The organism is Polaribacter marinus (assembly GCF_022662535.1).
Taxonomy (GTDB): domain Bacteria; phylum Bacteroidota; class Bacteroidia; order Flavobacteriales; family Flavobacteriaceae; genus Polaribacter; species Polaribacter marinus.
This window is the reverse complement of the sequence record NZ_JAKQYM010000001.1, coordinates 613231-637207: the sequence shown is the minus strand read 5'-3', so window position 1 is coordinate 637207 and position 23977 is coordinate 613231. Positions and strand designations below refer to the sequence as shown.

The following is a 23977-nucleotide window of genomic DNA, read 5'->3' as shown; positions in this document are numbered from 1 at the left end:
ACATGAATAAAACATTACTCCTATTAACCACATTATTATTAACATTTAGCATAAATGCACAACAAGCATATTATAACGATGTGGATTTAACAAAATCGGGGCTTGATTTAAAAGAGGAATTAGCTACAAAAACCATAAGCGAACACAGTAAAACACTATCTTATAGTCAAGTTTGGGATGCTTTAAAAGTAACCGATTTAAACCCTGAAAATAGTTCTGAAGTATTATTAATTTATGGTTATTCTGATACAACTGTTGGAACAACAGCTAGAAGAAGAGGCAAAGATCAAAATGGAGGTAATCAAGGAGATTGGAATAGAGAACATACGTATGCAAAATCTCTTGGTGATCCAAATTTAGGGACTTCTGGTCCGGGGGCAGATGCACATCATTTAAGACCTTCAGATGTAAGTTTTAATGGTCAAAGAGGACATTTAAAATTTGTTGATGGTAACGGAAATGCTGGTAGTGTTTCTGGTGGATGGTATCCTGGAGATGAATGGAAAGGAGACGTTGCCAGAATGATGATGTATATGTACATTCGATATGGAGACAGATGTAAACCAACCGGTGTAGGAATTGGTAGTTCTTCTTCTACTCCTGATGATATGATTGATTTATTTTTAGAATGGAATGCTGAAGATCCTGTTTCTAATTTTGAAAGACAAAGAAATACTTATCATGACTCTAATGCAAGCTATGCACAAGGAAATAGAAATCCATTTATTGACAATGCTTATCTAGCTACAAAAATATGGGGAGGACCTGCTGCTTTAGATAGCTGGGAATCAACACCTGCTGATGAAGAAGCTCCAACAGCACCAACAAATGTTGTACTAAGCAATATCACATATACTACAATAGATGTAGCTTGGACGGCTTCTACAGATAATGTTGCTGTAAGTGCTTATGAAATTTTTGTGAATGGTGTTTTTAATGGAGAAACTAGCAATACAACATATAATATTACAGACTTAATTCCTAGTACATCATATACAATTACGGTATTAGCTAAAGATAATGCCGAAAACGAATCTGCGCAATCAGCTGCTGTTAATACTGCAACTTTAACAGACAATACACCTCCATCAGTACCAACCAATATTACCATTTCAAACCAAACAGGTACAAGTTTTAAAGTAAATTGGTCAGCATCAACAGATGATATTAGTGTAGGTGGTTACGACATTTTTGTTGATAGTAATTTAATTGGAACAACTACAGAATTAAGTTTTGTTGTAACTGGCTTAACTGTTTCTACAACCTATAGTGTTACTCTTTTAGCAAAAGATACTGCTAATAATCAATCTGTACAATCTAATGCAGTAAGCGCTACAACTACAGACGGAAGTAATCATATTTTTGAATTATTTTTCTCTGAATATATCGAAGGTTCTAGTAGTAATAAAGCCATAGAAATTGCCAATTTTACAGGGCAGACAGTTTCATTAGCAGACTATTCTGTAAAACTAGCTTCAAATGGAAATAGCTTTGGTACCACTTTAACTTTTACAACCGAAAGCATTGAACATGGAGAAGTTTATATAATTGGTAACGCAGATATGAACATTTGTGAAGATGAAGTAGATGTAGAAAGTAGTGTTACTTACTTTAATGGGAATGATGTTATCGGACTATTTAAAAATGATGTTTTAATTGACATTATAGGAGAAGAAGGTGATGATAATGACTTTGCCGAAAATGTTACTTTAAAAAGAAAACCAACTATAATTTCTCCAAACACTGTTTTTAATGCAGAGGAATGGATAGAAACTTCTACTGATGATTGTTCAGATTTAGGATCACATAATGTAAGTACTGCAGGTCTTAATACAACAGATTTTGCTACTTTTAAAATGTACCCAAATCCAACCAACGGTAACAAAATCTATTTTAATATTACAAAAGATGTAGCCATAACAATTTACAATGTTTTAGGTAAAATAGTAAAAACCGAAAAAATAAGTACAACTAATAATAGTATAGATATCTCTAAACTATCACAAGGAATTTATTTAGTGAAAATAAAATCTCAAAATCAGTTTATTACCACAAAACTGATCAAAAAATAACTGTTTATTTTCAATAAATAAAAAAAGACGATCCAATATTTGGGTCGTCTTTTTTTGTTTTTATAACCAAGTAAATTTCGATTAAATTAATCTTAAATTTTAAATTGAAAAAAAGTAAATTTGCATTTTACAACAACACACTAACACAACGCTAAATGATTCATTTCTTTGGAAATAAAAACAGTAAAGTATTCGCTGTTCAATCAACAAAAAAATTAACTGCAAAAACAATTGCAAAATTGACTTGGCTTTTTGCTGATCAACCAAAAATAGAAGCAACATCTATAGATGCTTTTTTTGTTGGACCAAGAGCCGCAATGATTACGCCTTGGAGTACAAATGCTGTAGAGATCACTCAAAACATGGGTATTAAAGATATCGTTAGAATAGAAGAATTTACTTCTATTTCTGAAGATTTCACAGATTTCGACCCTATGATTTCTGAAAAATTTAATGGTTTACATCAAGATAGTTTTACCATAGAAATTCAACCAGAATCAATTTTAAATATTGATGATATTGCTGCTTATAACAATCAAGAAGGCTTATCTTTAAGTGATGAGGAAGTTGAATATTTAGAAAGTGTTGCTACGAAAATAGGAAGAAAATTAACAGATTCTGAAGTTTTTGGTTTTAGCCAAGTAAACTCAGAACACTGTAGACATAAAATATTTAACGGAACTTTTATTATTGACGGAGAAGAAATGCCTACCTCCCTATTCAAAATGATTAAAGAAACTTCTAAAAAATTTCCTAACGATATTGTTTCTGCATATAAAGATAATGTTGCCTTTGTAAAAGGACCAAAAGTGGAACAATTTGCTCCTAAAACAGCGGATAAACCAGATTTTTATCAAACTAAAGATTTTGAATCTGTAATCTCTTTAAAAGCAGAAACGCATAATTTTCCAACAACGGTAGAACCTTTTAACGGAGCAGCAACGGGTTCTGGTGGAGAAATTAGAGATCGTTTGGCTGGTGGAAAAGGGTCTTTACCTTTAGCCGGAACAGCAGTTTATATGACTTCGTATTCTCGTTTAGAAGCATCTATAGATTCAGTTAAGAATACAAGATATTGGGAACATAAATTTGAAGCTAGAGATTGGTTGTACCAAACTCCGATGGATATTTTAATAAAAGCATCTAACGGAGCATCAGATTTTGGAAATAAATTTGGACAACCCTTAATTTCTGGTTCTGTTTTAACCTTTGAACACGAAGAAAATTCTTCTGTAAGCGATGCTCCTGCAAGAAAATTAGGTTTCGATAAAGTAATTATGCAAGCTGGTGGAATTGGATACGGAAAAGCAGAACAAGCTTTAAAAGATACACCAAAAGAAGGTGATAAAATTGTAATTTTGGGTGGTGAAAACTACAGAATCGGAATGGGTGGCGCTGCCGTTTCTTCTGCTGATACCGGAGAGTTTGCTTCAGGAATTGAATTAAACGCAGTACAACGTTCGAATCCAGAAATGCAAAAACGTGCTGCAAATGCAGTTCGTGGAATGGTAGAAAGTGATGAAAACTTTATTGTTTCTATTCACGATCATGGTGCTGGTGGACATTTAAATTGTTTATCAGAACTAGTTGAAGATACTGGTGGTAAAATCGACTTAGATAAATTACCTGTTGGTGACCCAACTTTATCAGCAAAAGAAATTATTGGTAACGAGTCTCAAGAAAGAATGGGATTGGTAATTGCTGATGAGCATTTAGAAACTTTACACAAAATTGCAGATAGAGAACGTTCTCCTATTTACGATGTTGGTGTCGTTACAGGTGATGACCGTTTTACTTTTGAGTCTAAATCAACTGGTGAAAAACCCATGGATTTAGCTTTAGAAGATATGTTTGGTTCTTCTCCAAAAACTGTTTTAACAGATAAAACGGTTATCAGAAAATATAAAAATCCACGTTATAAAACGAAGAATTTAAAAATCTATTTAGAGCAAGTTTTACAATTAGAAGCTGTGGCTTGTAAAGATTGGTTAACAAATAAAGTAGACCGTTGTGTTGGTGGTAAAGTTGCCAAACAACAATGTGTGGGTCCGTTACAAATTCCGTTGAATAACGTGGGTGTAATGGCTTTAGATTATAAAGGTAAAGAAGGAGTTGCAACCTCAATTGGCCACTCTCCTATTTCTGCATTGATTAGTCCAGAAGCTGGTTCTAGAAATGCCATTACTGAATCTTTAACCAACATCATTTGGGCACCTTTAAAAGACAATTTAAAAAGTGTTTCACTTTCTGCAAACTGGATGTGGCCTTGTAAAAACGAAGGAGAAGATGCTCGTTTATACAAAGCTGTAAAAGCGGTTTCAGAATTTTCTATTGGTTTAGGAATCAATGTTCCTACGGGGAAAGATTCTTTATCTATGAAACAAAAATATACAGATGGAGAAGTGATTGCACCAGGAACTGTTATTATTTCTGCTGCAGGTAATTGTAATGCCATTACTAAAGTTGTAGAGCCTCTTTTACAAGTTGATGGAGGAGACATCTATTATATCAATATTTCTCAAGACGAATTTAAATTAGGTGGAAGTTCATTTAACCAAACCTTAAATGCCATTGGAAATGAAGCGCCAGATGTTACCAATGTTGCATATGTAAAAACTGTTTTTAACACGATTCAAGATTTAATTAAAGCTGATAAAATTACTGCAGGGCACGATGTTGCTTCTGGTGGATTCATTACTACTTTATTAGAAATGTGTTTTGCTGATGTAAATTTAGGAGCCAATTTTGATATTTCTACTTTGAATGAAGAAGATTCAATTAAAGTTTTATTTGCAGAAAACTCAGGAATTGTTTTTCAAGCTGATGCTTCTGTAGAAACAATTTTATCAGAAAATAATATTGAATTTTTCAATATTGGTTCTGCAAACAATTCAGGAACAGTTACTATTAAAAACAACGAAGATAATTTCTCATTTGATGTTACCGAAATGAGAGATGTTTGGTATAGAACTTCTTTCTTATTAGATCAAAAACAAACCGCTAATAATTTAGCGCAAGACCGTTTTGATAATTATAAAAAACAGCCTTTAACGTATAAATTCCCAGAGAGTTTTACTGGTAAACTTCCTAAAATTGGAAAAGACAAACCTAAAGCTGCAATTATCCGTGAAAAAGGATCTAACTCAGAACGTGAAATGGCAAATGCGATGTATTTAGCTGGTTTTGATGTAAAAGATGTACACATGACCGATTTAATTTCTGGTCGTGAAACGTTAGAAGATATTCAGTTTATTGGTGCCGTTGGTGGTTTCTCTAATTCTGATGTTTTAGGTTCTGCTAAAGGTTGGGCAGGAGCATTTAAATACAATGAAAAAGCGAACACCGCTTTAAAGAATTTCTTTGAAAGAGAAGATACTTTATCTGTAGGTATTTGTAATGGTGCTCAATTATGGATGGAATTAGAATTGATTAACCCTGAACATAAAGTTCATGGGAAATTAGGTCATAATGATTCTATGAAGCATGAAAGTTCTTTTACATCGGTAAAAATTCAGGAAAACAATTCGGTAATGTTAGCTAGTTTAGCAGGCACAGAATTAGGTGTTTGGATTTCTCATGGAGAAGGAAAATTTAACTTACCAGAAGCAGAAAAAAACTATAACATTGTTGCCAAATATGGTTATGAAGGATACCCAAATAACCCAAATGGATCTGATTTTAACACAGCAATGCTATGTGATAAAACGGGAAGACATTTAGTAACCATGCCTCATATTGAGCGTTCTACTTTTCAATGGAATTGGGCCAATTACCCAACAAACAGAAAAGATGAAGTATCTCCTTGGTTAGAAGCATTTGTAAATGCTAAAAACTGGTTAACAAAATAATTTTTGCCCTAAAATTTATATAAAAAAAGGGCTTTTAAAGCCTTTTTTTTGGGGCTTTAAAAATTGATAAAAGGACTGTTAAATAAGTAAAGATGAGAATCCCAAAAAAATATCAATTTATAGTAGAAATAGGAAAGGCCTTACATATATACGGAATTCCTTCTTATAAAATCCAATCATATTTAACACAAGTTGCTCAAACAAAAGGTATTACCGGTAGTTTTATGGATTTACCAACATGGATAAACTATGTTTTTTACGATGATAAAAACACATATAACTATGTTGAATGTATTCCTCCTGGGTCTTTAAATTTAGGAGCATTTTCTAGAATTGATGAATTAACAAATAAGGTTATTGATGCTAAAATTGGAGAAGATGAAATAGATGAAGAATTAAAGATGATTCATGCTAAAACCAAAGAAGTAAATCACCTAACATTAACTTTGGCTTATGCTTTTGCTGCTGGTTCTTTTAGTTTAATGATTGGTACCAACTGGATTTCTTTTGGATTTTCTTTACTATTAGGTGCACTTACCTATCTTATTGTCTATTTAAGTAACAAATCTAAATATGTAGAAAGTGTTTTTGAATCATTATCTGCTTTAGTGGTAACAATTATTTCTTGCCTCTTAACATTCATTTTTCCAGATTTTAATTTAGGTTTAACCATATTGGCTTCTATCATTATTTTTATTCCAGGATTGGCTATTACTACGGCCTTAGAAGAAATCACTTCTAAAAGTTTGGTTGCTGGAGGTGCCAAACTATTTGATGCCATTATTGTTTTGTTTAAACAATTTTTTGGAGTTATACTAGGCTTAGGATTGATGACGTCTTTACTTGATATTGATGTAACACATTATGTCTCTGATATGCCTAAATGGACGTTGTTTTGTGCAATCCCAATATTTTCGATTACTGTATTACCCATATTTCAAGTAAGAAAAAAAGATATGTTTTTTGGAGTTTTAACAGGTGTTTTTGCTTTTTTTATAACTGTTTTTTTATCATCTGTTTTAGGAATTTTGGTAAGTACTTTTATTGGAACATTATCTGTGGTTGGTATTAGTAGATTGTTTGGACGTATTTCTAAAACACCCAAATCCGTTTATTTAACTCAAGGTATTATCATGCTTGTTCCTGGAAGTAAATCTTTTATGGGGTTAAGTAATACTTTTTTTAACCCTTCCATTACCGCATCTGCAAATCTTTTTGAAGAGGTTGCCTTTATATTAATGGCTATTATTGGTGGATTGCTTTTTGCAGGGACATTTAGAGAAAGACCTCCTAGAAAAATGAAATTATAATTTACTTATTTTATATAAAAAAATCAGCTTTTAAAAATTCTAAAAGCTGATTTTTTTTTGTATTATTAACTGAACTTTTCATATAGCTCGAGATACTATTTCTTGGAGTTCTTTTTTGAGGAACGATAAAAAAGCGAGTCTTAAAATCCCAATCTTTGAAAACGCAAAAAAACAAAAAACTACATTACTTTTTTTATTATTGATTCCCCTATAACAATTCCTTTTTTTAATTCAGCATCACCTTTATAAAGAATTGTTGCTTCTCCATAAGAAGTTACTTTCATTTTTTTGGAAGCATTCAATTGAAAAGTTCCATCTCCGTAAGCTGTAATCTTCGTTTCATTAGAAAGTACAACTGAAGCCATTATTTTACTAGCCCCATAAGCCGTAATTTTTTGTTTATTAATGGTTCCATTGTCTATCTTTAAGAAGCTATCTCCATAAATAGAAACGTTTAACTTATCTACATCAATAGAAGTTACTGAAACTTCTGACTTTCCATAGATTCTTAAGTTACACTCCTTTTGATTTAAGGGAGTTTGAAATGTAATTTTTTCTTCACCTCTTAAAGAAAAAATAGTTACATCTACATAGGTAATAATCACTTTTACGACTCTATTTTTATACAATGGCACTTTCTTTTTAGAATGTCTAATAACAACTTTCTTATTTTTAGTATAGGTTTTAGCGCCTTCTAGATATACTTGAAGTGTACCATTTTTTAATTCGTACTTAAACTTTTCCATAGGAACATTGATGTCCTCAATTACAATACTTGGCTCAGTTCCTTTTTTAAAGACTGTTTCTATATGTGGGCTCACTATAATTTTATCAAAACTCTTATCTAGTTTTATAGTTTTTTGCGCGTTTATATTATTATTTATAAACAGTAAAGACGTCAAAAGAATAAGTATTTTAAATTTCATAATTTATATTTAAAGTTGATTTATTTATAAGTTTTTTGTTACAAACTATTGCATAACTACACCAAAGACAACACAGTTTTTAAATTGTGACTCTTTATTGTCTATTTTCTCTAGTTTAGCTGTTTTTTGATGTTATACTTCAATTCTTTAAATATTTATATAGACTTTTCTTTTATTTTTCATCTTTAATTAAACTCTTATTCAAAATTTATGAACTTCTAAAAAATAGTAAATAATTTTCTTTAACTGTCACAATTCAAAAATTGTCTTGTCATTAATACAAACACTTAAAACTTATAAAAATGAAACTTAAATTTACTTTATTATCATTAAGTCTTTTCTTATTAACAACGTTTGCATTTGCTCAAAAAACAATAGAAGCTTCAGATATTATGAAAGACATCAAAAGCGGAAAATCTATTACATATAAAAATGCAACCATTGTTGGTGTTTTAGATTTCACTTACATGGATGAGGCAATAAACAAGTTACCTAAAAAGAAAAAAAGAAGTTGGTGGAATAATAATGGAAATTCAGACAATGAAATAAAAAAAATAATTGATGTAAATATTTCTTTTGAAAATTGCACTTTTAAAAATCATGTTTTAGCATACATTCCAGATGAAGATTCTGGTTACACATTTACAGCAAGCTTTGAAAATACGGTTGTTTTTAAAGATTGTAATTTTGAAAGAAAAGCCATGTTTAAATACTCTCGATTTGAAAAGAAAGCAGATTTTTCTGGAACTTCTTTTAATGATGATAGTACCTTTAAATATGCAAAATTTGACAAAGAATCAAGTTTTGAAAACACCACTTTTGACGAAATTTCTACCTTTAAATATTCTGTATTTAATAAAAACACAAGTTTTTCTAAGGCACTTTTTAAAGACTCTGCCGTTTTTAAATACACAAAATTTCGTAATGGAGTTTCCTTTAAAAACGCAAAATTTGAAGAAGACTTAAATATAAGATATATGAATGTTTCAGGAAATTTTGATATTACAAATATGGAGGTAGCATATGACATTGATTCTAAGTACACCAAAATTAATGGTAGAAATTTTTCAAAAACATCATCAAATTAAAAACAGGTATTTATACGTGTATTTTATAACGATAATAAGTATTAATTTGCGATCAAATTGTATATGTTGGATTAGGGGCCAATTTGTATAATATCTATACTAGCTTCTTTATTGTAAAGAAGCTAGTTTTTTTTTACTTAAAATATTTTAAACCCTATAATTCAATAGTTTACTTTTTCTAATAAGTGTAATAAATAAACTTTTTTAGTAACTTGTCATAAAAAAAGCCCTTTAGTTATGACAGCAAACATTACTCGTCTTTTCGATTTTCCTTTCTATCAACTAGAAAATCATCCACAAGAAAAATGTTTCAATTATAAATCAAATAACAAATGGCAATCTATTTCTACGCAAAAATACATTCAATTAGCAAATAAGGTAAGTAGTTCCTTACTAAAACTTGGCGTAAAGCCAAATGATAAAATTGCAATAATTACAGAAAATAACAATCCTAATTGGCATATTTTAGATACAGGAATTTTACAAATTGGAGCTCAGAATGTCCCTTTGTATGCAACACTATCAGAAAAAGATTATGAATACATTTTAAATCATTCTGATGCTACATATTGTTTTGTTTCAAAACATTTATACAACAAAGTAAAATCTTTAGAAAATAAAACAAAACTAGAAGGTGTTTTTTTATTAGAGGAGTTAAACACAGATTACGACTGGAATCATTTTTTAGAAATTGGAAGTAATGATCATTTTGATTCTGAGATAAAAAAATTAAAAAACAATGTAAAACCAAATGATTTAGCTACAATTATTTATACTTCTGGCACAACGGGCACACCAAAAGGAGTTATGCTAAGTCATAATAATATTGTTTTTACTGTTTTTAAAACTAGCAAAGCTTTAGATTTAAAAACCTCTCACAACCGAGTTTTAAGTTACCTTCCTATTTGCCACATTTTTGAACGTACTGCTTCTTATTTAAATCTATATAAATCCTTTGAAATTTATTTTGCAGAAAATATAGATAAAATAGGTGATAATATTAGAGAAATTAAACCTCACTTTTTAGCTGTGGTTCCTAGATTATTAGAAAAAATATTTGATAAAATTGTAGATAAGGGAAGTGAATTAAAAGGAATAAAAAAACAATTATTTTTCTGGGCATTACATCTCGCAGAAAAATACGAGCCCTATTCTAAAAATGGGAAATGGTATCATTTTAAACTACAGATTGCAAATAAACTTATTTTTTCTAAATGGAGAAAAGCTCTAGGTAATCAATTAGAATTTATGGTTTCCGGTAGTGCTCCTTTACAACAACGATTAATTAGAGTATTTACTGCCGCTAAAATTCCTGTGTATGAAGGATATGGTATGACAGAATCATCACCAGGAGGAACTGTAAACGATGTAAGAAATAACAATTTAAAAATTGGCTCTGTAGGAAAACCTTTAGAAGGTATTGAAATAAAAATAGCATATGATGGCGAAATTTTAATGAAAGGAGAAAATGTAATGTTAGGATATTACAAAAACGAAGAGATGACTAAGAAAACTATTGTTAATCAATATTTACATACAGGAGATATCGGAGAAATAGATCGTGAAGGTTTCTTAACAATAACAGATCGAAAAAAAGAAATCTTTAAAACCTCAGGAGGCAAATACATTGCTCCTGCTGCTTTAGAAAGCGAGTTTAAACAATCTCGTTTTATAGAACAAATAATGGTTATTGGAGAAGGCGAAAAAATGCCGGCTGCTATCATTCAGTTAAATTTTGAGTTTGTAAAAGAATGGGCCAAAAGACACCATCATAAAATTACTGATATTTCTACCGATGAAAAACTAATTTTTAGAATACAAAAAGAAGTCGATTTTTATAATCAACAATTTGGAAAGTGGGAACAAATAAAAAAGTTCGAAATTACACCAGATCAATGGACTATAGAATCAGGTCACCTCACTCCTACAATGAAAATGAGAAGGAAGATTATCAAAGAAAAATATAAATTTCTTCATAAAAAAATATACAATTCTTAATTAAAAAGCTTTTATTTTTCTATTTGTTAAATCAATGTAAATTTCTTACTTTGCAATACTTCAAAATAAAAATTTATGTCGATTGAAATTACACGTTTATTTGATTTTCCTTATTATCAATTAGAAAAATACAGCCTAAAAAAAGCATTAACAACAAAGTATAATGGAAAATGGGTTTCTACATCTACAAAAGAATATATTGATAAAGCAAATCAAATTAGTAGGGGATTATTAAAACTAGGAGTACAAGCAAATGATAAAATTGCTATAATTTCTACAACTAATAGAACAGAGTGGAATGTTTGTGATATTGGTATTCTTCAAACAGGTGCACAAAACGTACCAATTTACCCAACAATTTCTAAAGATGATTACGAATATATTTTAAATAATTCTGAAGCCATTTATTGTTTTGTTTCAGATGAAACAATATTGGAAAAATTAAATCAAATAAAAGGAAAAACCAAACTAAAAGAAATTTTTACTTTTGATGATATTTCTAATGAAAAAAGTTGGAATGAAGTTTTAGAATTAGGACTAAACACCGATAATCAAAATGAAGTTGAAGCTAGAAAAGATGCCGTAAAATCTGATGATTTAGCAACCTTAATATATACTTCTGGAACAACAGGTAAACCCAAAGGTGTTATGTTATCTCATGGAAATATTGTTTCTAATGTATTAGCATGTGACGCCCCGGTTCCATTAGAATATGGACAAGATAAAGCGTTGAGTTTTTTACCTGTCTGCCATATTTTTGAAAGAATGATTTTGTATTTATACCAATTCTGTGGAGCAGAAATCTATTTTGCAGAAAGTATAGACAAACTTGCAGAAAATGCACAAGAAATTAAACCTAGTGTTATGACGGCTGTTCCTCGTTTGTATGAAAAAATTTATGATAAAATCATTTTAAAAGGAGAAGAATTAACTGGTATAAAAAAGAAATTATTTTTCTGGGCTGTAAATTTAGGTCTAAGATACGAACCATATGGAGTTAACGGATGGTGGTATGAAAAACAATTAGCACTTGCAAGAAAACTTATTTTTTCTAAATGGCAAGCTGCTTTAGGAGGTAATTTAAAAATAATGGTATCTGGTAGTGCAGCATTACAACCACGTTTAACCAGAGTTTTTGCAGCAGCAGGAATGTCTATTATGGAAGGTTACGGTTTAACAGAAACATCTCCGGTAATTTCGGTAAACTTCCTTGAAGTAAATGGAGTTAAAGGTTTTAAAATTGGTACAGTTGGTAAAATAATTGAAGGTGTTGAAGTTAAAGTTGCTAAAAGCGGAGAGATTTTAGTAAAAGGTCCTAATGTAATGCAAGGTTATTATAAAGACCCAATAAAAACTGCAGAAGTATTAAAAGATGGTTATTTTTATACTGGAGATAAAGGAGAAATAGATGCTGATGGATTTTTAAAAATTACTGGAAGAACTAAAGAAATGTTTAAAACTTCTGGAGGTAAATATGTTGTACCACCATTATTGGAAGGAGAATTAAAACAATCTTTATTTATAGAACAAGTAATGGTAGTTGGTGAAGGAGAAAAAATGCCAGCAGCCATTATTCAACCAAATTTTGAATTTTTAAAAGAATGGGCTTCCGAAAACAATATTTCTTATACTTCTAATGAAGAATTAATAGCAAACGAAAAGGTACTTACAGAAATAACAAAAGCTGTAAAAAAATGCAATGATAACTTTGGTAAATGGGAACAAATTAAAGTATTTAAATTAACTCCAGATGAATGGACAATTGATGGAGGCCATTTAACACCAACCATGAAAATGAAGCGTGCTGTCATCAAAAAAATCTATAAGCATTTATATGACGAAATTTATGATTGTTAATAATCATAATCTAAAAAGTATATAAATAAAAAGCTCTCTAATTTCTTAGAGAGCTTTTTATTTATAATGTGCTATTATTTCTTAATTTAAGTTAAATAACGTTAATAATATATTAAACCCCGCTTCTTACTGAAACCTTTTCTAATAAATACAGTCTTTAGGGTGTATAACATTTAATTTAAGACATCTATTATGAAAAGTTTAAAAACATTTATTGCCGTTATTGCTATTAGTTTATCTACTGTGTTTTCTACATCAGCAACAGAAAAAAATCCATCAGAAATCACAAAAGAATTAAGAATAGAAATCGTTTCTATTTTAGGTGATAAAATACCTGTTACTTTTAACAAACCTACCACTGTTGAAGTTTCTTTTATGATTAACAACAGAAATGAAATTGTGATTATTTCTGTAGATTCTGATATTTCTGAGTTTAGTTCATTTATAAAAAAGAAATTAAACTATAAAAAATTAGATATTAAAAGTGTAAAAAAAGGAGAAATTTATAAAATGCCAATAAAAATAAAATCAAATAAATAAAACAACTGGTTGGTTAGTTGGTGCCCAATTTTAGTATTTACTAAGTTGGGCATTTTTTTTGCAAAACAGAAAAGAGTAATTAATAAAAATTAATTACTCTTCGATTTAATCAACCATTAACATTTTAAATAGTAGATTCTCTCTTTTCTGTTACCTAGATACACTACCAGATAATACTGTTTTAGGCCCTACACTCATCGTTAAAGTTGTATGATCTATTGCATTTGAAGGAATTTCTTGCGCTAAAGGTTTTAATGTAAATGGCGCTGTATTATTATCTGGACTCGGTTCTACTGAAATGACAATAGTAACTCCTCTTAAATCTGTAGGAAAATCGATACCTGCTACAGACCCCATAACATAATCCTCTCCTGGAAACCCAGGTCCGTTACCAGAAATACCTTTATAAGGTGCTGTTAAGGCATTATCATCTGCTGCATCGGTATTTGAAAAAGTCCCTGTGCTTACAGGAGTTCCATTTAAAACTACCCATCCTTCATATTTCCATCCATCAGATAAAACTGGTAAGTCTAATCCTTTTACAGCACTTCCTGATGAGTTGTCTAAAAACCAAACTCCACTTGTTTCATTACTAGAATCCATATCTGTTGGAGTAGCCAAAATATATTTTCCTGTTGAGTTTGAAAAGTTACCCACTATAGTTTCTGAAGAAACATTGGCTGCATTACCTGAAAAATCTCCTGCCAAAATTTTTGTTGCTGATGGTTCAGGATCAGAATCTACAGTTGGCTCTATAGATAATACAAATTTTGTAGCGCTTTGTAAATCTGAATTTTGTAGAGTAAAAATTTGTGGAAAAACAACACTTGTAAATGTACCTGTACTTACTGGATTTCCATCTACAATAAGCCAACCTTCATAAACAAAGTCTGCTCCTAATTCTTCTAATCCTGTTAAATCAATTGTTAAGTTTCCTACTGTTGGTGTGTTCTCGTCATTACAAGCAACAAAAATGGTTGCCAAAGCAAATGCGAATGCTAAATTTAAAACTTTTTTCATCTTATTAATATTTAATGTTAATGTTGATGACAAAGTTATGCGCGTAAAATATATTTAAATGTTAGCTAGCGAACACTTATGCGATTTTTTGAATTAATCTTATTTCTGTTCTATTAAAGTTAATGATATTTTCTTCTTTTAATTCATTCATTAATACATTTAAATTAGATCTAGAAGTACCAATTAATGATGCTATATCTTTTTGTGTATAAGGATGGTTAATGACTTTATCTCCGCTTTTTTCACAGTCATATCCATATTCTAAACATAACTCTTGCATAAATTCTAAAAAACGAGTTTTAGTATCCTTAAATAAAATAATCTGTAGTCTTCTTTCTAATTTTTTAAAACGTAATCCTAAAAATTTATAAATTTTTAAGCTAAATGTTTTATTATCTCTCATCAAATCATGTAAAGCGTCTACACTTATCGGGCAAATTGAAGTATTATTATTTGTGCATTGGGCAAACTCATTTCTCAAAACTTCACCTAAAATAGCTTTTTCACCAAACAATTCTCCTTTTGTTAAGATGGCTTTTACAACTTCTTCTCCATTTTCTGTATAATAACCTATTTTTACTTTCCCTTTTTCAATCAGAAAAACTTTATTAGCGGCATCTTCTTCAAAATAAACATAATCACTTTTTTTGTACTCATCAAATGAATGATGTTTTTTATAGTCTTTAAATTTATGAGGGCAAAGAATGTTGAACAGGTTTACATTTTCGAAGAACCAAAAATCATTCATAGGGTATATAGGCTTTAGGTTGATTATATATAAAGTCTATAAACTAAATTATTGCTTACAAAATATTGCTATAACTTTAATAATAAGTTTGGATTAGGGCAATTTTTTTTATAAAATTCTATATTCTCTACTGATGAAACTCCAGGATAATCTCCAAAATTTCCTTCTAAATTTCTAATAATTTGAAAATGTAAATGCGGTGCATAATCACCATTTACAAAAGAGTCTCCTAAAGAACCAATAACTTCTCCTTGTAAAAATTTATCACCAATTTTTAGATTTTTTATAGATAAAGTAGATAAATGTCCGTATAAAGAATAAAACACTTCGTTCTTAATTTTATGCTGTAAAATGATAGTTGGTCCATAATCTCCATGATTATCATTCAATTTAAAACTATGAATTTCTCCATCTAATACCGCTAATACTTCGGTATTTTCTTTACACCACAAATCGATTCCTAAATGGATATTTCTTTGCTCTTTTTCTGTTTTATTTTTAAAATAATTACTTCTATCATATAAATTTCTTTGCTCTAAATATCCTCCAAAAGCAATTTTTGCTTTGTTTACCGCTAAATAAGCTTCTAAATAATTCCTCCATTCTTCTGATGATGAAACATCAAAATTTAGCAAATTTTTATTATTTTTAGAGATATCTATAGCCACATAAGAACTTAAAGAAATTGAAGAATCTAAAACTAGTAAAGACTCTTTAGAAATGTTCTTTAGAAACTGATTGAACTCAACTTTATTCATACTGATTATAACCAAAAAAACTCCCGAAATACATCGAGAGTTTTTATATCTTTTATAATATTATTATGCGTTTTGCTTCTTTATTAAATTTAAAGCAGAACCTTCATTATACCATTCTATTTGTCCTTCATTATAAGTATGGTTTGCAAGAATAGTATCCTTAGAACCATCTGCATGAACAACCTCTAAAGTCAAAGGTTTACCAGGTGCAAATTCATTTAAATCAACAAAGTTAAAAGTATCATCTTCTTGAATTAAATCATAATCTGCTTCATTAGCAAATGTTAAACCTAACATTCCTTGTTTCTTTAAATTTGTTTCATGTATTCTAGCAAAAGATTTTACTAAAACAGCTGCAACACCTAAATGTCTTGGCTCCATAGCAGCATGTTCTCTAGAAGAACCTTCACCATAATTATGATCTCCAACTACAATTGTTTTAATTCCAGCAGCTTTGTAAGCTCTTGCCGTTTTTGGAACCGCATCATATTCTCCATCAATCTGACTTTTTACAAAGTTAGTTTTCATGTTAAACGCATTTACAGCACCAATTAAACAGTTATTAGAAATATTATCTAAATGACCTCTATAACGCAACCATGGTCCTGCCATAGAAATATGATCTGTAGTACATTTACCATGAGCCTTTATCAATAATTTAACTCCTGTTAATTCATTTCCTAAAGGTGTAAATGGCGTTAACAACTCTAATCTATCCGACTTAGGGTCTACATTTATTTTAACTCCACTTCCATCTTCTTCAGGAGCTAAATAGCCGTCATCTTTTACTTCAAAACCTTTTGGAGGTAATTCCCACCCTGTTGGTTCATCTAACATTACCTCTTCTCCGTCTTTATTGATTAGTTTATCCGTTATTGGATTAAAATCTAAACGCCCCGCAATAGTAACAGCAGCAACCATTTCTGGTGAAGCAACAAATGCATGTGTATTTGGATTACCATCTGCACGTTTAGCAAAGTTTCTATTAAAAGAATGTATTATTGAATTTTTTGGTGCATTTGCCGGATCACTATATCTTGCCCATTGCCCAATACATGGTCCACAAGCATTTGTAAATATTTTAGCATCTAATTGTTCAAACACATTTAAAATACCATCTCTATCAGCAGTATAACGTACTTTTTCAGAACCTGGGTTAATTCCAAACTCTGCTTTAATACCTAAATTTTTATCAATGGCTTGTTGTGCTATTGATGCAGCTCTAGATAAATCTTCATAAGATGAATTTGTACAAGAACCAATAAGTCCCCACTCTACTTTTAAAGGCCAATCATTTTTATTAGCGATAGTGGTCATATCTGAACCAACTTTTGTAGATAAATCAGGAGTAAATGGTCCGTTTAATAAAGGGCTTAACTCTGATAAATTAATTTCAATGACTTGATCAAAATATTGCTCTGGATTTGCATATACTTCAGCATCACCCGTTAAATAATCTTTTACTTTATTTGCAGCATCTGCAACATCGTCTCTATCAGTAGCACGTAAATAACGTTCCATAGATTCGTCATAACCAAAAGTAGAAGTTGTTGCTCCTATTTCTGCTCCCATATTACAAATTGTTCCTTTTCCAGTACAAGACATTCCTGTAGCACCTTCACCAAAATATTCTACAATTGCCCCTGTTCCTCCTTTTGCAGAAACAATACCAGCAACTTTTAGAATTACATCTTTTGGAGCTGTCCAACCAGAAAGTTTACCTACTAATTTTACTCCTATTAATTTGGGGAATTTTAATTCCCAAGGCATACCTGCCATCACATCAACTGCATCTGCACCACCAACACCAATAGCAACCATACCTAAACCACCAGCATTTACTGTATGTGAATCGGTACCAATCATCATTCCTCCAGGAAATGCATAATTTTCTAAAACAACTTGATGTATAATACCTGCTCCTGGTTTCCAGAAACCTAAGCCATATTTATTAGAAACAGATTCTAAGAAATTAAATACTTCGTTACTTGTATTTAATGCTGATTGTAAATCTGAACTTGCACCATTTTTAGCTTGAATTAAATGATCACAGTGAGTAGTTGTAGGAACTGCCACTTTACTTTTACCAGCTTGCATAAATTGTAATAATGCCATTTGAGCAGTTGCATCTTGTAATGCAATTCTATCGGGAGCAAAATCTACATAATCTTTTCCTCTCACAAAAGCGTTTCCCGGAGTTCCATCCCATAAATGAGAATATAAAATCTTCTCTGCTAATGTTAAAGGTTTCCCTGTAATATTACGGGCAGCATCTACACGTTCTACAACGTTTTCGTAGACTTGCTTAATCATATCAATATCAAAAGCCATATCTATATTATTTTTTTAAGAATTAAAGTGGTACAAAATTAACATTTTTCTGTCAATTTTAAAAAATAAACAGCAACATCAAAAAATTATTGATAAATCAATAAAATAAAGTTTTAAAAAAACTGATTACGTAAAAATTTAACATTTAATTACATTATAATTACTAATGTTATAATTTAAAATAAAAGCAGACATATAAGCCGAATTCTGTTCCTTAAAAAGGTTCTTATCATTTATCTAGTTCTAAAATTACTCTTAGAATCTATCTGCCTACCCTTTAGAATCGAGCGAGTAGCCCTCAAGCTCTAATATACATGGCATTGCACCGCATAGAGTTTACCTGGTTTCACTACAGCCTAACTGTACATACTTTCTGTTGCACTTGTCCTCAACTTACGTTGGATGGATGTTATCCACTATGCTTACTCTTTGGTGTCCGGACTTTCCTACTTGTAAAACAAGTCGATAAGATTTGTCTGCTAATATTTTAATATTATAAAAATACAATCTTTTTAACAATAAAAACCCACTCAAAAAATTGAGTGGGAAAAATTGCTATGAAAAAGAAAAAGTGTTACCGGTAAAACCAGTAACACTACAAATGTAAATTATATTATTTAAAATAAAATACTTTTTAAGTATAAATAGTTATATTATTTTATTTCTTAACATAATTTTAAGAAAACATATCTTTTACTTTCTCAAAAAATGATTTATCTGATTTATTTGGACTTGGTGCAAAGTTTTCATTACTCGACATTTTCTCAAAAAACTGTCTTTGTTCTTTATTTAACTCTTGAGGTGTCCAAACATTAATATGAATTAAAAAATCACCTGTTCCGTAACGTTCTATACTTGGTAACCCTTTTCCTTTTAATCGAAGAATTTTACCAGATTGAGTACCAGCATCTATTTTAATTTTTACTTTCCCTGTAACAGTTTCTACTTCTTTAGTGATTCCTAAAACTGCTTCCGAAAAATTAATATACAAATCATAATGAATATTTGTTCCTTCTCTTTTTAGAGTTTCGTGGTGAATTTCTTCTATCAAAACTAATAAATCACCAGAAATAGAGTTATTACCCGGAGCATCATTTCCTTTTCCTCCAACTTTTAATTGAACCCCTTCTGTAACACCAGCAGGGATGTTTATTGAAACCGTTTCTTCTTTTATGATTAAACCATCAGAATCTGCTCCGTTTGGTTTACTACTTATAACTTCTCCAGCTCCAGAACAAGCACTACAAGTTGTTGCAGTTTGCATTCTTCCTAAAATGGTGTTTGTAACACGCATTTGTTGACCAGTTCCATTACAGGTAGGACAAGTTTTATATTTAACTCCTTCTGCCTGAACTTTTCTACGAACTTTAACTTTTTTCTCTACACCTTTAGCTACTTCTTCTAAAGTAAGTTTAACACGAATACGCATATTACTTCCTTTAACCCTTCCTTGACGTTGGCCTCCACCACCAAAACCACCAAAACCGCCACCTCCAAAGATGTCTCCAAATTGACTGAATATATCATCCATATTCATTCCGCCACCACCAAAACCGCCACCACCTTGTGGACCATCAAAAGCCGCATGACCATATTGATCATATCTTGCTTTTTTGTTTTCATCACTTAAAACTTCATAAGCTTCTGCGGATTTTTTAAAATTCTCTTCAGCAGTTTTATCATCTGGATTTTTATCTGGATGATATTTAATAGCCATTTTTCTGTAAGCTTTCTTTATTTCTGCTTGTGAAGCTGATTTTGAAATGCCTAATATTTCGTAATAATCTTGTTTTGCCATTTGTATTTCAATTATCAATTAACAGTAATCAGTGATCATTGGTAATTGTACATTGTTAATTGTAATTTATTTATTGTCCTATTACCACTTTTGGATAACGAATTATTTTATCTCCTAATTTGTAACCTTTTTCTACACAATCTATTATTTTTCCTTTTAAATCTTCTGAAGGAGCAGGAATTTGTGTAATTGCTTCATGCATTTCTGCATCAAAGTTATCACCTGTATTTGTTTCAATTTTTGACAATCCCTTTTGCTCTAAGGTATTATAGAATTTTTGATAAATTAAGGTTACACCTTTTCTTAATTCATCTTCATTATTATCTTCTTCAATATGTGTCAGTGCACGCTCAAAATCATCAACAATTGGCAGTAAAGATGTCATTAATTCTTGCCCTGCAGTTTTAAACAACTCTATTCTTTCTCTTGTTGTTCTTTTTTTATAATTTTCGAACTCTGCAAATAAACGTAAAAACTTATCTTTTTCTACTTGAATTAATTCTTCTGCAGTTGGTTCTTCTTTTACATCTCCTGACTCAACTTCTTGATTATCTTTATCTTGAACAGATTCTTGTTCGTTTATTATTTCTTCTTCGTTTCTGTTGTCTTTCTTACTCATTTCTTTGTAATCATTTAATTATCTACAGTTTATTGGCAAAAATGCTGCCAACAAAAAAATAGTGTCAAACTGACACTATTTTTTTGTTTTTATATTTTTACATGTCCCCAGTTTTCACCAGATTTAATTCTGTGTATTTGCATGTCTGAGACCCCAAAACGTTTGGCAATCATTGTTATTCTTGTTCTTTTATTTTTTAGTTGCCTTTTTATTATTTTCACTTTTCCTTCAGTGAGTTTATAGTTTGTTTTTTTATTTTTTTTAGATTCTATAAATACAGGGTTTTTAAACTGATGTAATTCTTTTTCTCTTTTGGTTGCCCATTTTAAATTTCCGACCGTGTTATCTGTTTTATCATAATTAATATGCAAAACAAAAATTTGTTCTTCATTTTCTTTTTTAAGAAAATGTTGAGCTACTAACTTATGTACGTATCTACTCGTAGATTTATTATTTACTGCCTGTTTTACAGAAATAGTTTCATAACCATTTATAAAACTTTTTTTCCTTAAAATTTCTTCACCGTTTTTACAACAAAGAATTCTTCCATAATTAGAAATCTTAAATTTTTTTTCATCAGAAATTTTCTCATCAAATTGAATAGACTTCCATTCTTCATTCCACAAAGTTCTTATCATAATATAAAAGCATTTTTAATTAATAAAATACTTTTTCTTAATCAGCCTTTTTTTTTAATTCTTGTACCAATAAATTTTAAACGAGTAACAAAATATTTTGCTTACTCTATCTATTTATTTTATCAATATGAATTGATTTTCAATAATTAGTAAAATATTGCTAATTATTGAAAATCAACCGTATATTATTATTTGTAAGGGGAGGGTAATCTTTTTTGTTAATTATTTCAAGTTTTTAACAATATGATTTAATTATTAAAAACTTGATTTTTTTAATCTCTTTTACGACCAGATTAAATTCTTTTTTTATTTAAGTTTCTAATATACTCATTTACGGTAAATAAAACCTAATCTAAATTTTAAATTTTTCTAAATAGTTTTGACTCCTAATAATTTTATTTAAATTTAAAAAAAAACATTTCATTAGTCATTAATTCTTTCAATTTTTGCACCAATAGATTTTAAACGGGCTTCAATATTTTCGTAACCTCTATCTATTTGTTCTATATTATTAATAATACTTGTTCCTTTTGCAGACAAAGCAGCAATTAATAATGAAATTCCTGCTCTAATATCTGGCGATGTCATTTTGGTAGCTTTTAAAGAACTTTCAAAATTCATTCCAATTACGGTTGCTCTATGAGGATCACATAAAATAACTTTTGCTCCCATATCAATTAGTTTATCAACAAAAAACAAACGGCTTTCAAACATTTTCTGGTGAATAAGAACAGTTCCTTTTGCTTGTGTAGCGATTACTAAAACGATACTTAATAAATCTGGTGTAAACCCAGGCCAAGGAGCATCTGCTACTGTAAGTACAGAACCATCTATATAATTCTGAATTTGATAAGATTCTTGCTTTGGGATATAAATGTCATCTCCTTTTTTTTCTAAAGTAATTCCTAATTTTCTAAATACATTTGGAATTTGCCCTAAATTTTCCCAACTAACATCTTTAATAGTTAACTCAGAACGAGTCATGACAGCAACACCAATCCAAGAACCAATTTCAATCATATCTGGTAAAACAGTGTGCTCACATCCTCCTAAATGTTCTACCCCTTTAATAGTTAACAAATTAGATCCAACACCTGATATTTTGGCTCCCATAGAATTCAACATTTTACATAATTGTTGAATATAAGGTTCACAAGCTGCATTGTAAATTTTGGTTGTTCCTTTTGCCAATACAGATGCCATTAAAATATTTGCAGTTCCAGTTACTGAAGCTTCATCAAGTAACATTTCTGTTCCTTGTAATTCATCTGCTTCTACTCCATAAAAATGTTCTTCTTTATTGTAACGAAATTTTGCTCCTAATCTAATAAATCCTTCAAAATGGGTATCTAAACGTCTACGACCAATTTTATCACCTCCAGGACGAGGAATATAACCTTTTCCAAAACGAGCTAAAAGAGGACCAACAATCATAATAGAGCCACGCAAAGAACTTCCATCTCTTTTAAAATCTACAGATTCTAAATATTTTAAGTTAATTTCATCAGCTTGAAAAGCGTAAGAATTACTTGTTAATTTTTCAACTTTAACTCCTAATTCACCAAGAATAAAAATTAATTTATTTACATCAATAATATCTGGGACATTATTTACAACTACTTTTTCTGGAGTTAGTAGAACTGCACAAAGTATTTGTAAAACTTCATTTTTTGCTCCTTGTGGAGTTATCGTTCCACTTAATTTATGTCCTCCTTCAATTTTAAATGATGCCATAGACTAATATCTTTTTCTATTTTTATTGTTATGATGTGGTTTCTTTTGATTGCTTTTAGTGTGATTTTGCCCTTGAGAATTTCTTTTCTTAAGTAAATTTTTACTTTCAGATAATTCTTCTTTGGTATTTCTTAGATCTAATTTTCCATCAGATAAATCATATAAGTGATTAAAAATTACGGCATCATCTACAGTGTCTTTATTCCAATTTAAATAACATTTTTTCATGTGGTTAGCAATAGTAAAAACCAATGCTTCTTTTTTATCACCATCATCCCAACTTAATGCAACATCTATCATTGTTTGAATATTGTTACCATAATAACGATATCTAGAAGCAGATTTAGGATAAGGTAAAGCTTCTGGTTTTTCTTGCAATTCTTCTTTAGAAAGTTGAGGATAAGGAGATTCTACATCTAATTTAAAATCGGCCATAATGTTTAACTGATCCCATAATTTGTGTTTAAAATCTGGCACGTCTCGTAAATGTGGTTGTAAATTACCCATTACATCTACAATAGCCTTTGCCATTTTATCGCGCTCTTCTTTAGTTTCTAAAGCAACACAATGATCTACTAATTTTTGAATATGTCTGCCGTATTCTGGTATTATCATTAACGGTCTTTCTGAATTGTATTCTAAATCGAATGTCATTTATTTATTTTTGAAGTGTTCTTGATAAGTACAAGAAT

17 protein-coding genes and 1 other RNA gene are annotated in these 23977 nt (G+C 30.1%); 7 read left to right on the top strand and 11 right to left on the bottom strand.

Annotation, left to right across the window (positions count from 1 at the left end):
- Positions 1-2: 2 nt before the first annotated feature.
- The 3 genes from MC378_RS02870 (at position 3) to MC378_RS02860 (ending at position 7230) form a co-directional block, all read left to right on the top strand.
- Entirely contained in the window at positions 3-2072 is a 2070-nt protein-coding gene (locus MC378_RS02870) for an endonuclease (RefSeq protein ID WP_242177208.1), read from the top strand.
- A 155-nt stretch (positions 2073-2227) separates the two neighbouring features.
- Entirely contained in the window at positions 2228-5920 is a 3693-nt protein-coding gene (gene purL, locus MC378_RS02865) for a phosphoribosylformylglycinamidine synthase (RefSeq protein WP_242177207.1), read from the top strand.
- 92 nt (positions 5921-6012) lie between these two features.
- Positions 6013-7230: a threonine/serine exporter family protein gene (locus tag MC378_RS02860; protein WP_242177206.1), complete on the top strand. Its 1218-nt coding sequence runs from the start codon at positions 6013-6015 to the stop codon at positions 7228-7230.
- 179 nt (positions 7231-7409) lie between these two features.
- Here the strand turns inward: MC378_RS02860 and MC378_RS02855 are convergent, their stop codons facing one another.
- Positions 7410-8156 (bottom strand): head GIN domain-containing protein, encoded by a 747-nt coding sequence (locus MC378_RS02855; protein ID WP_242177205.1) that lies wholly within the window; start codon positions 8154-8156, stop codon positions 7410-7412.
- Positions 8157-8458: 302 nt separating this feature from the next.
- Here MC378_RS02855 and MC378_RS02850 point away from each other — a divergent pair, with 302 nt between their 5' ends.
- The 4 genes from MC378_RS02850 (at position 8459) to MC378_RS02835 (ending at position 13639) form a co-directional block, all read left to right on the top strand.
- Entirely contained in the window at positions 8459-9244 is a 786-nt protein-coding gene (locus tag MC378_RS02850) for a pentapeptide repeat-containing protein (protein WP_242177204.1), read from the top strand.
- Positions 9245-9481: 237 nt separating this feature from the next.
- Positions 9482-11242, top strand: a complete 1761-nt coding sequence (locus tag MC378_RS02845; protein WP_242177203.1) for an AMP-dependent synthetase/ligase — start codon at positions 9482-9484, stop codon at positions 11240-11242.
- Positions 11243-11317: 75 nt separating this feature from the next.
- The gene (locus tag MC378_RS02840) at positions 11318-13099 is read left to right on the top strand and encodes an AMP-dependent synthetase/ligase (protein WP_242177202.1); all 1782 of its coding nucleotides are present in this window, start codon (positions 11318-11320) and stop codon (positions 13097-13099) included.
- A 192-nt stretch (positions 13100-13291) separates the two neighbouring features.
- A complete protein-coding gene (locus tag MC378_RS02835; RefSeq protein ID WP_242177201.1) occupies positions 13292-13639 on the top strand; it encodes a hypothetical protein in 348 nt (115 codons plus the stop codon).
- A 150-nt stretch (positions 13640-13789) separates the two neighbouring features.
- Here the strand turns inward: MC378_RS02835 and MC378_RS02830 are convergent, their stop codons facing one another.
- The 10 genes from MC378_RS02830 to MC378_RS02785 all read right to left on the bottom strand — a co-directional run bounded on the left by MC378_RS02830 (position 13790) and on the right by MC378_RS02785 (position 23939).
- A complete protein-coding gene (locus tag MC378_RS02830; protein ID WP_242177200.1) occupies positions 13790-14659 on the bottom strand; it encodes an anti-sigma factor in 870 nt (289 codons plus the stop codon).
- A 76-nt stretch (positions 14660-14735) separates the two neighbouring features.
- Positions 14736-15407, bottom strand: a complete 672-nt coding sequence (locus tag MC378_RS02825) for a Crp/Fnr family transcriptional regulator (protein ID WP_242177199.1) — start codon at positions 15405-15407, stop codon at positions 14736-14738.
- Positions 15408-15475: 68 nt separating this feature from the next.
- Positions 15476-16165, bottom strand: coding sequence for a peptidoglycan DD-metalloendopeptidase family protein (locus tag MC378_RS02820; RefSeq protein WP_242177198.1), 690 nt, complete (start codon positions 16163-16165; stop codon positions 15476-15478).
- A 63-nt stretch (positions 16166-16228) separates the two neighbouring features.
- On the bottom strand, positions 16229-18496 hold the full coding sequence (locus MC378_RS02815; RefSeq protein ID WP_242177197.1) for an aconitate hydratase: 2268 nt from the start codon (positions 18494-18496) through the stop codon (positions 16229-16231).
- A gap of 180 nt (positions 18497-18676) precedes the next feature.
- Positions 18677-18979, bottom strand: an RNA gene (gene rnpB / locus MC378_RS02810) — RNase P RNA component class A.
- Positions 18980-19172: 193 nt separating this feature from the next.
- A complete protein-coding gene (dnaJ, locus tag MC378_RS02805; protein ID WP_242177196.1) occupies positions 19173-20294 on the bottom strand; it encodes a molecular chaperone DnaJ in 1122 nt (373 codons plus the stop codon).
- Positions 20295-20364: 70 nt separating this feature from the next.
- A complete protein-coding gene (locus MC378_RS02800) occupies positions 20365-20913 on the bottom strand; it encodes a nucleotide exchange factor GrpE (protein ID WP_242177195.1) in 549 nt (182 codons plus the stop codon).
- An 89-nt stretch (positions 20914-21002) separates the two neighbouring features.
- Positions 21003-21551, bottom strand: coding sequence for an NUMOD4 domain-containing protein (locus tag MC378_RS02795; RefSeq protein WP_242177194.1), 549 nt, complete (start codon positions 21549-21551; stop codon positions 21003-21005).
- Positions 21552-21974: 423 nt separating this feature from the next.
- A complete protein-coding gene (gene murA / locus MC378_RS02790; RefSeq protein ID WP_242177193.1) occupies positions 21975-23285 on the bottom strand; it encodes a UDP-N-acetylglucosamine 1-carboxyvinyltransferase in 1311 nt (436 codons plus the stop codon).
- 3 nt (positions 23286-23288) lie between these two features.
- Entirely contained in the window at positions 23289-23939 is a 651-nt protein-coding gene (locus MC378_RS02785) for a DUF4290 domain-containing protein (protein ID WP_242177192.1), read from the bottom strand.
- Between the last annotated feature and the right edge of the window lie 38 nt (positions 23940-23977).

Excerpts from the sequence above, each read along its gene's own strand:
- MC378_RS02870 (WP_242177208.1), top strand. The coding sequence starts at position 3 with ATGAATAAAACATTACTCCTATTAACCACATTATTATTAACATTTAGC.
- purL (WP_242177207.1), top strand. The coding sequence starts at position 2,228 with ATGATTCATTTCTTTGGAAATAAAAACAGTAAAGTATTCGCTGTTCAA.
- MC378_RS02860 (WP_242177206.1), top strand. The coding sequence starts at position 6,013 with ATGAGAATCCCAAAAAAATATCAATTTATAGTAGAAATAGGAAAGGCC.
- MC378_RS02855 (WP_242177205.1), bottom strand. The coding sequence starts at position 8,156 with ATGAAATTTAAAATACTTATTCTTTTGACGTCTTTACTGTTTATAAAT.
- MC378_RS02850 (WP_242177204.1), top strand. The coding sequence starts at position 8,459 with ATGAAACTTAAATTTACTTTATTATCATTAAGTCTTTTCTTATTAACA.
- MC378_RS02845 (WP_242177203.1), top strand. The coding sequence starts at position 9,482 with ATGACAGCAAACATTACTCGTCTTTTCGATTTTCCTTTCTATCAACTA.
- MC378_RS02840 (WP_242177202.1), top strand. The coding sequence starts at position 11,318 with ATGTCGATTGAAATTACACGTTTATTTGATTTTCCTTATTATCAATTA.
- MC378_RS02835 (WP_242177201.1), top strand. The coding sequence starts at position 13,292 with ATGAAAAGTTTAAAAACATTTATTGCCGTTATTGCTATTAGTTTATCT.
- MC378_RS02830 (WP_242177200.1), bottom strand. The coding sequence starts at position 14,659 with ATGAAAAAAGTTTTAAATTTAGCATTCGCATTTGCTTTGGCAACCATT.
- MC378_RS02825 (WP_242177199.1), bottom strand. The coding sequence starts at position 15,407 with ATGAATGATTTTTGGTTCTTCGAAAATGTAAACCTGTTCAACATTCTT.
- MC378_RS02820 (WP_242177198.1), bottom strand. The coding sequence starts at position 16,165 with ATGAATAAAGTTGAGTTCAATCAGTTTCTAAAGAACATTTCTAAAGAG.
- MC378_RS02815 (WP_242177197.1), bottom strand. The coding sequence starts at position 18,496 with ATGGCTTTTGATATTGATATGATTAAGCAAGTCTACGAAAACGTTGTA.
- dnaJ (WP_242177196.1), bottom strand. The coding sequence starts at position 20,294 with ATGGCAAAACAAGATTATTACGAAATATTAGGCATTTCAAAATCAGCT.
- MC378_RS02800 (WP_242177195.1), bottom strand. The coding sequence starts at position 20,913 with ATGAGTAAGAAAGACAACAGAAACGAAGAAGAAATAATAAACGAACAA.
- MC378_RS02795 (WP_242177194.1), bottom strand. The coding sequence starts at position 21,551 with ATGATAAGAACTTTGTGGAATGAAGAATGGAAGTCTATTCAATTTGAT.
- murA (WP_242177193.1), bottom strand. The coding sequence starts at position 23,285 with ATGGCATCATTTAAAATTGAAGGAGGACATAAATTAAGTGGAACGATA.
- MC378_RS02785 (WP_242177192.1), bottom strand. The coding sequence starts at position 23,939 with ATGACATTCGATTTAGAATACAATTCAGAAAGACCGTTAATGATAATA.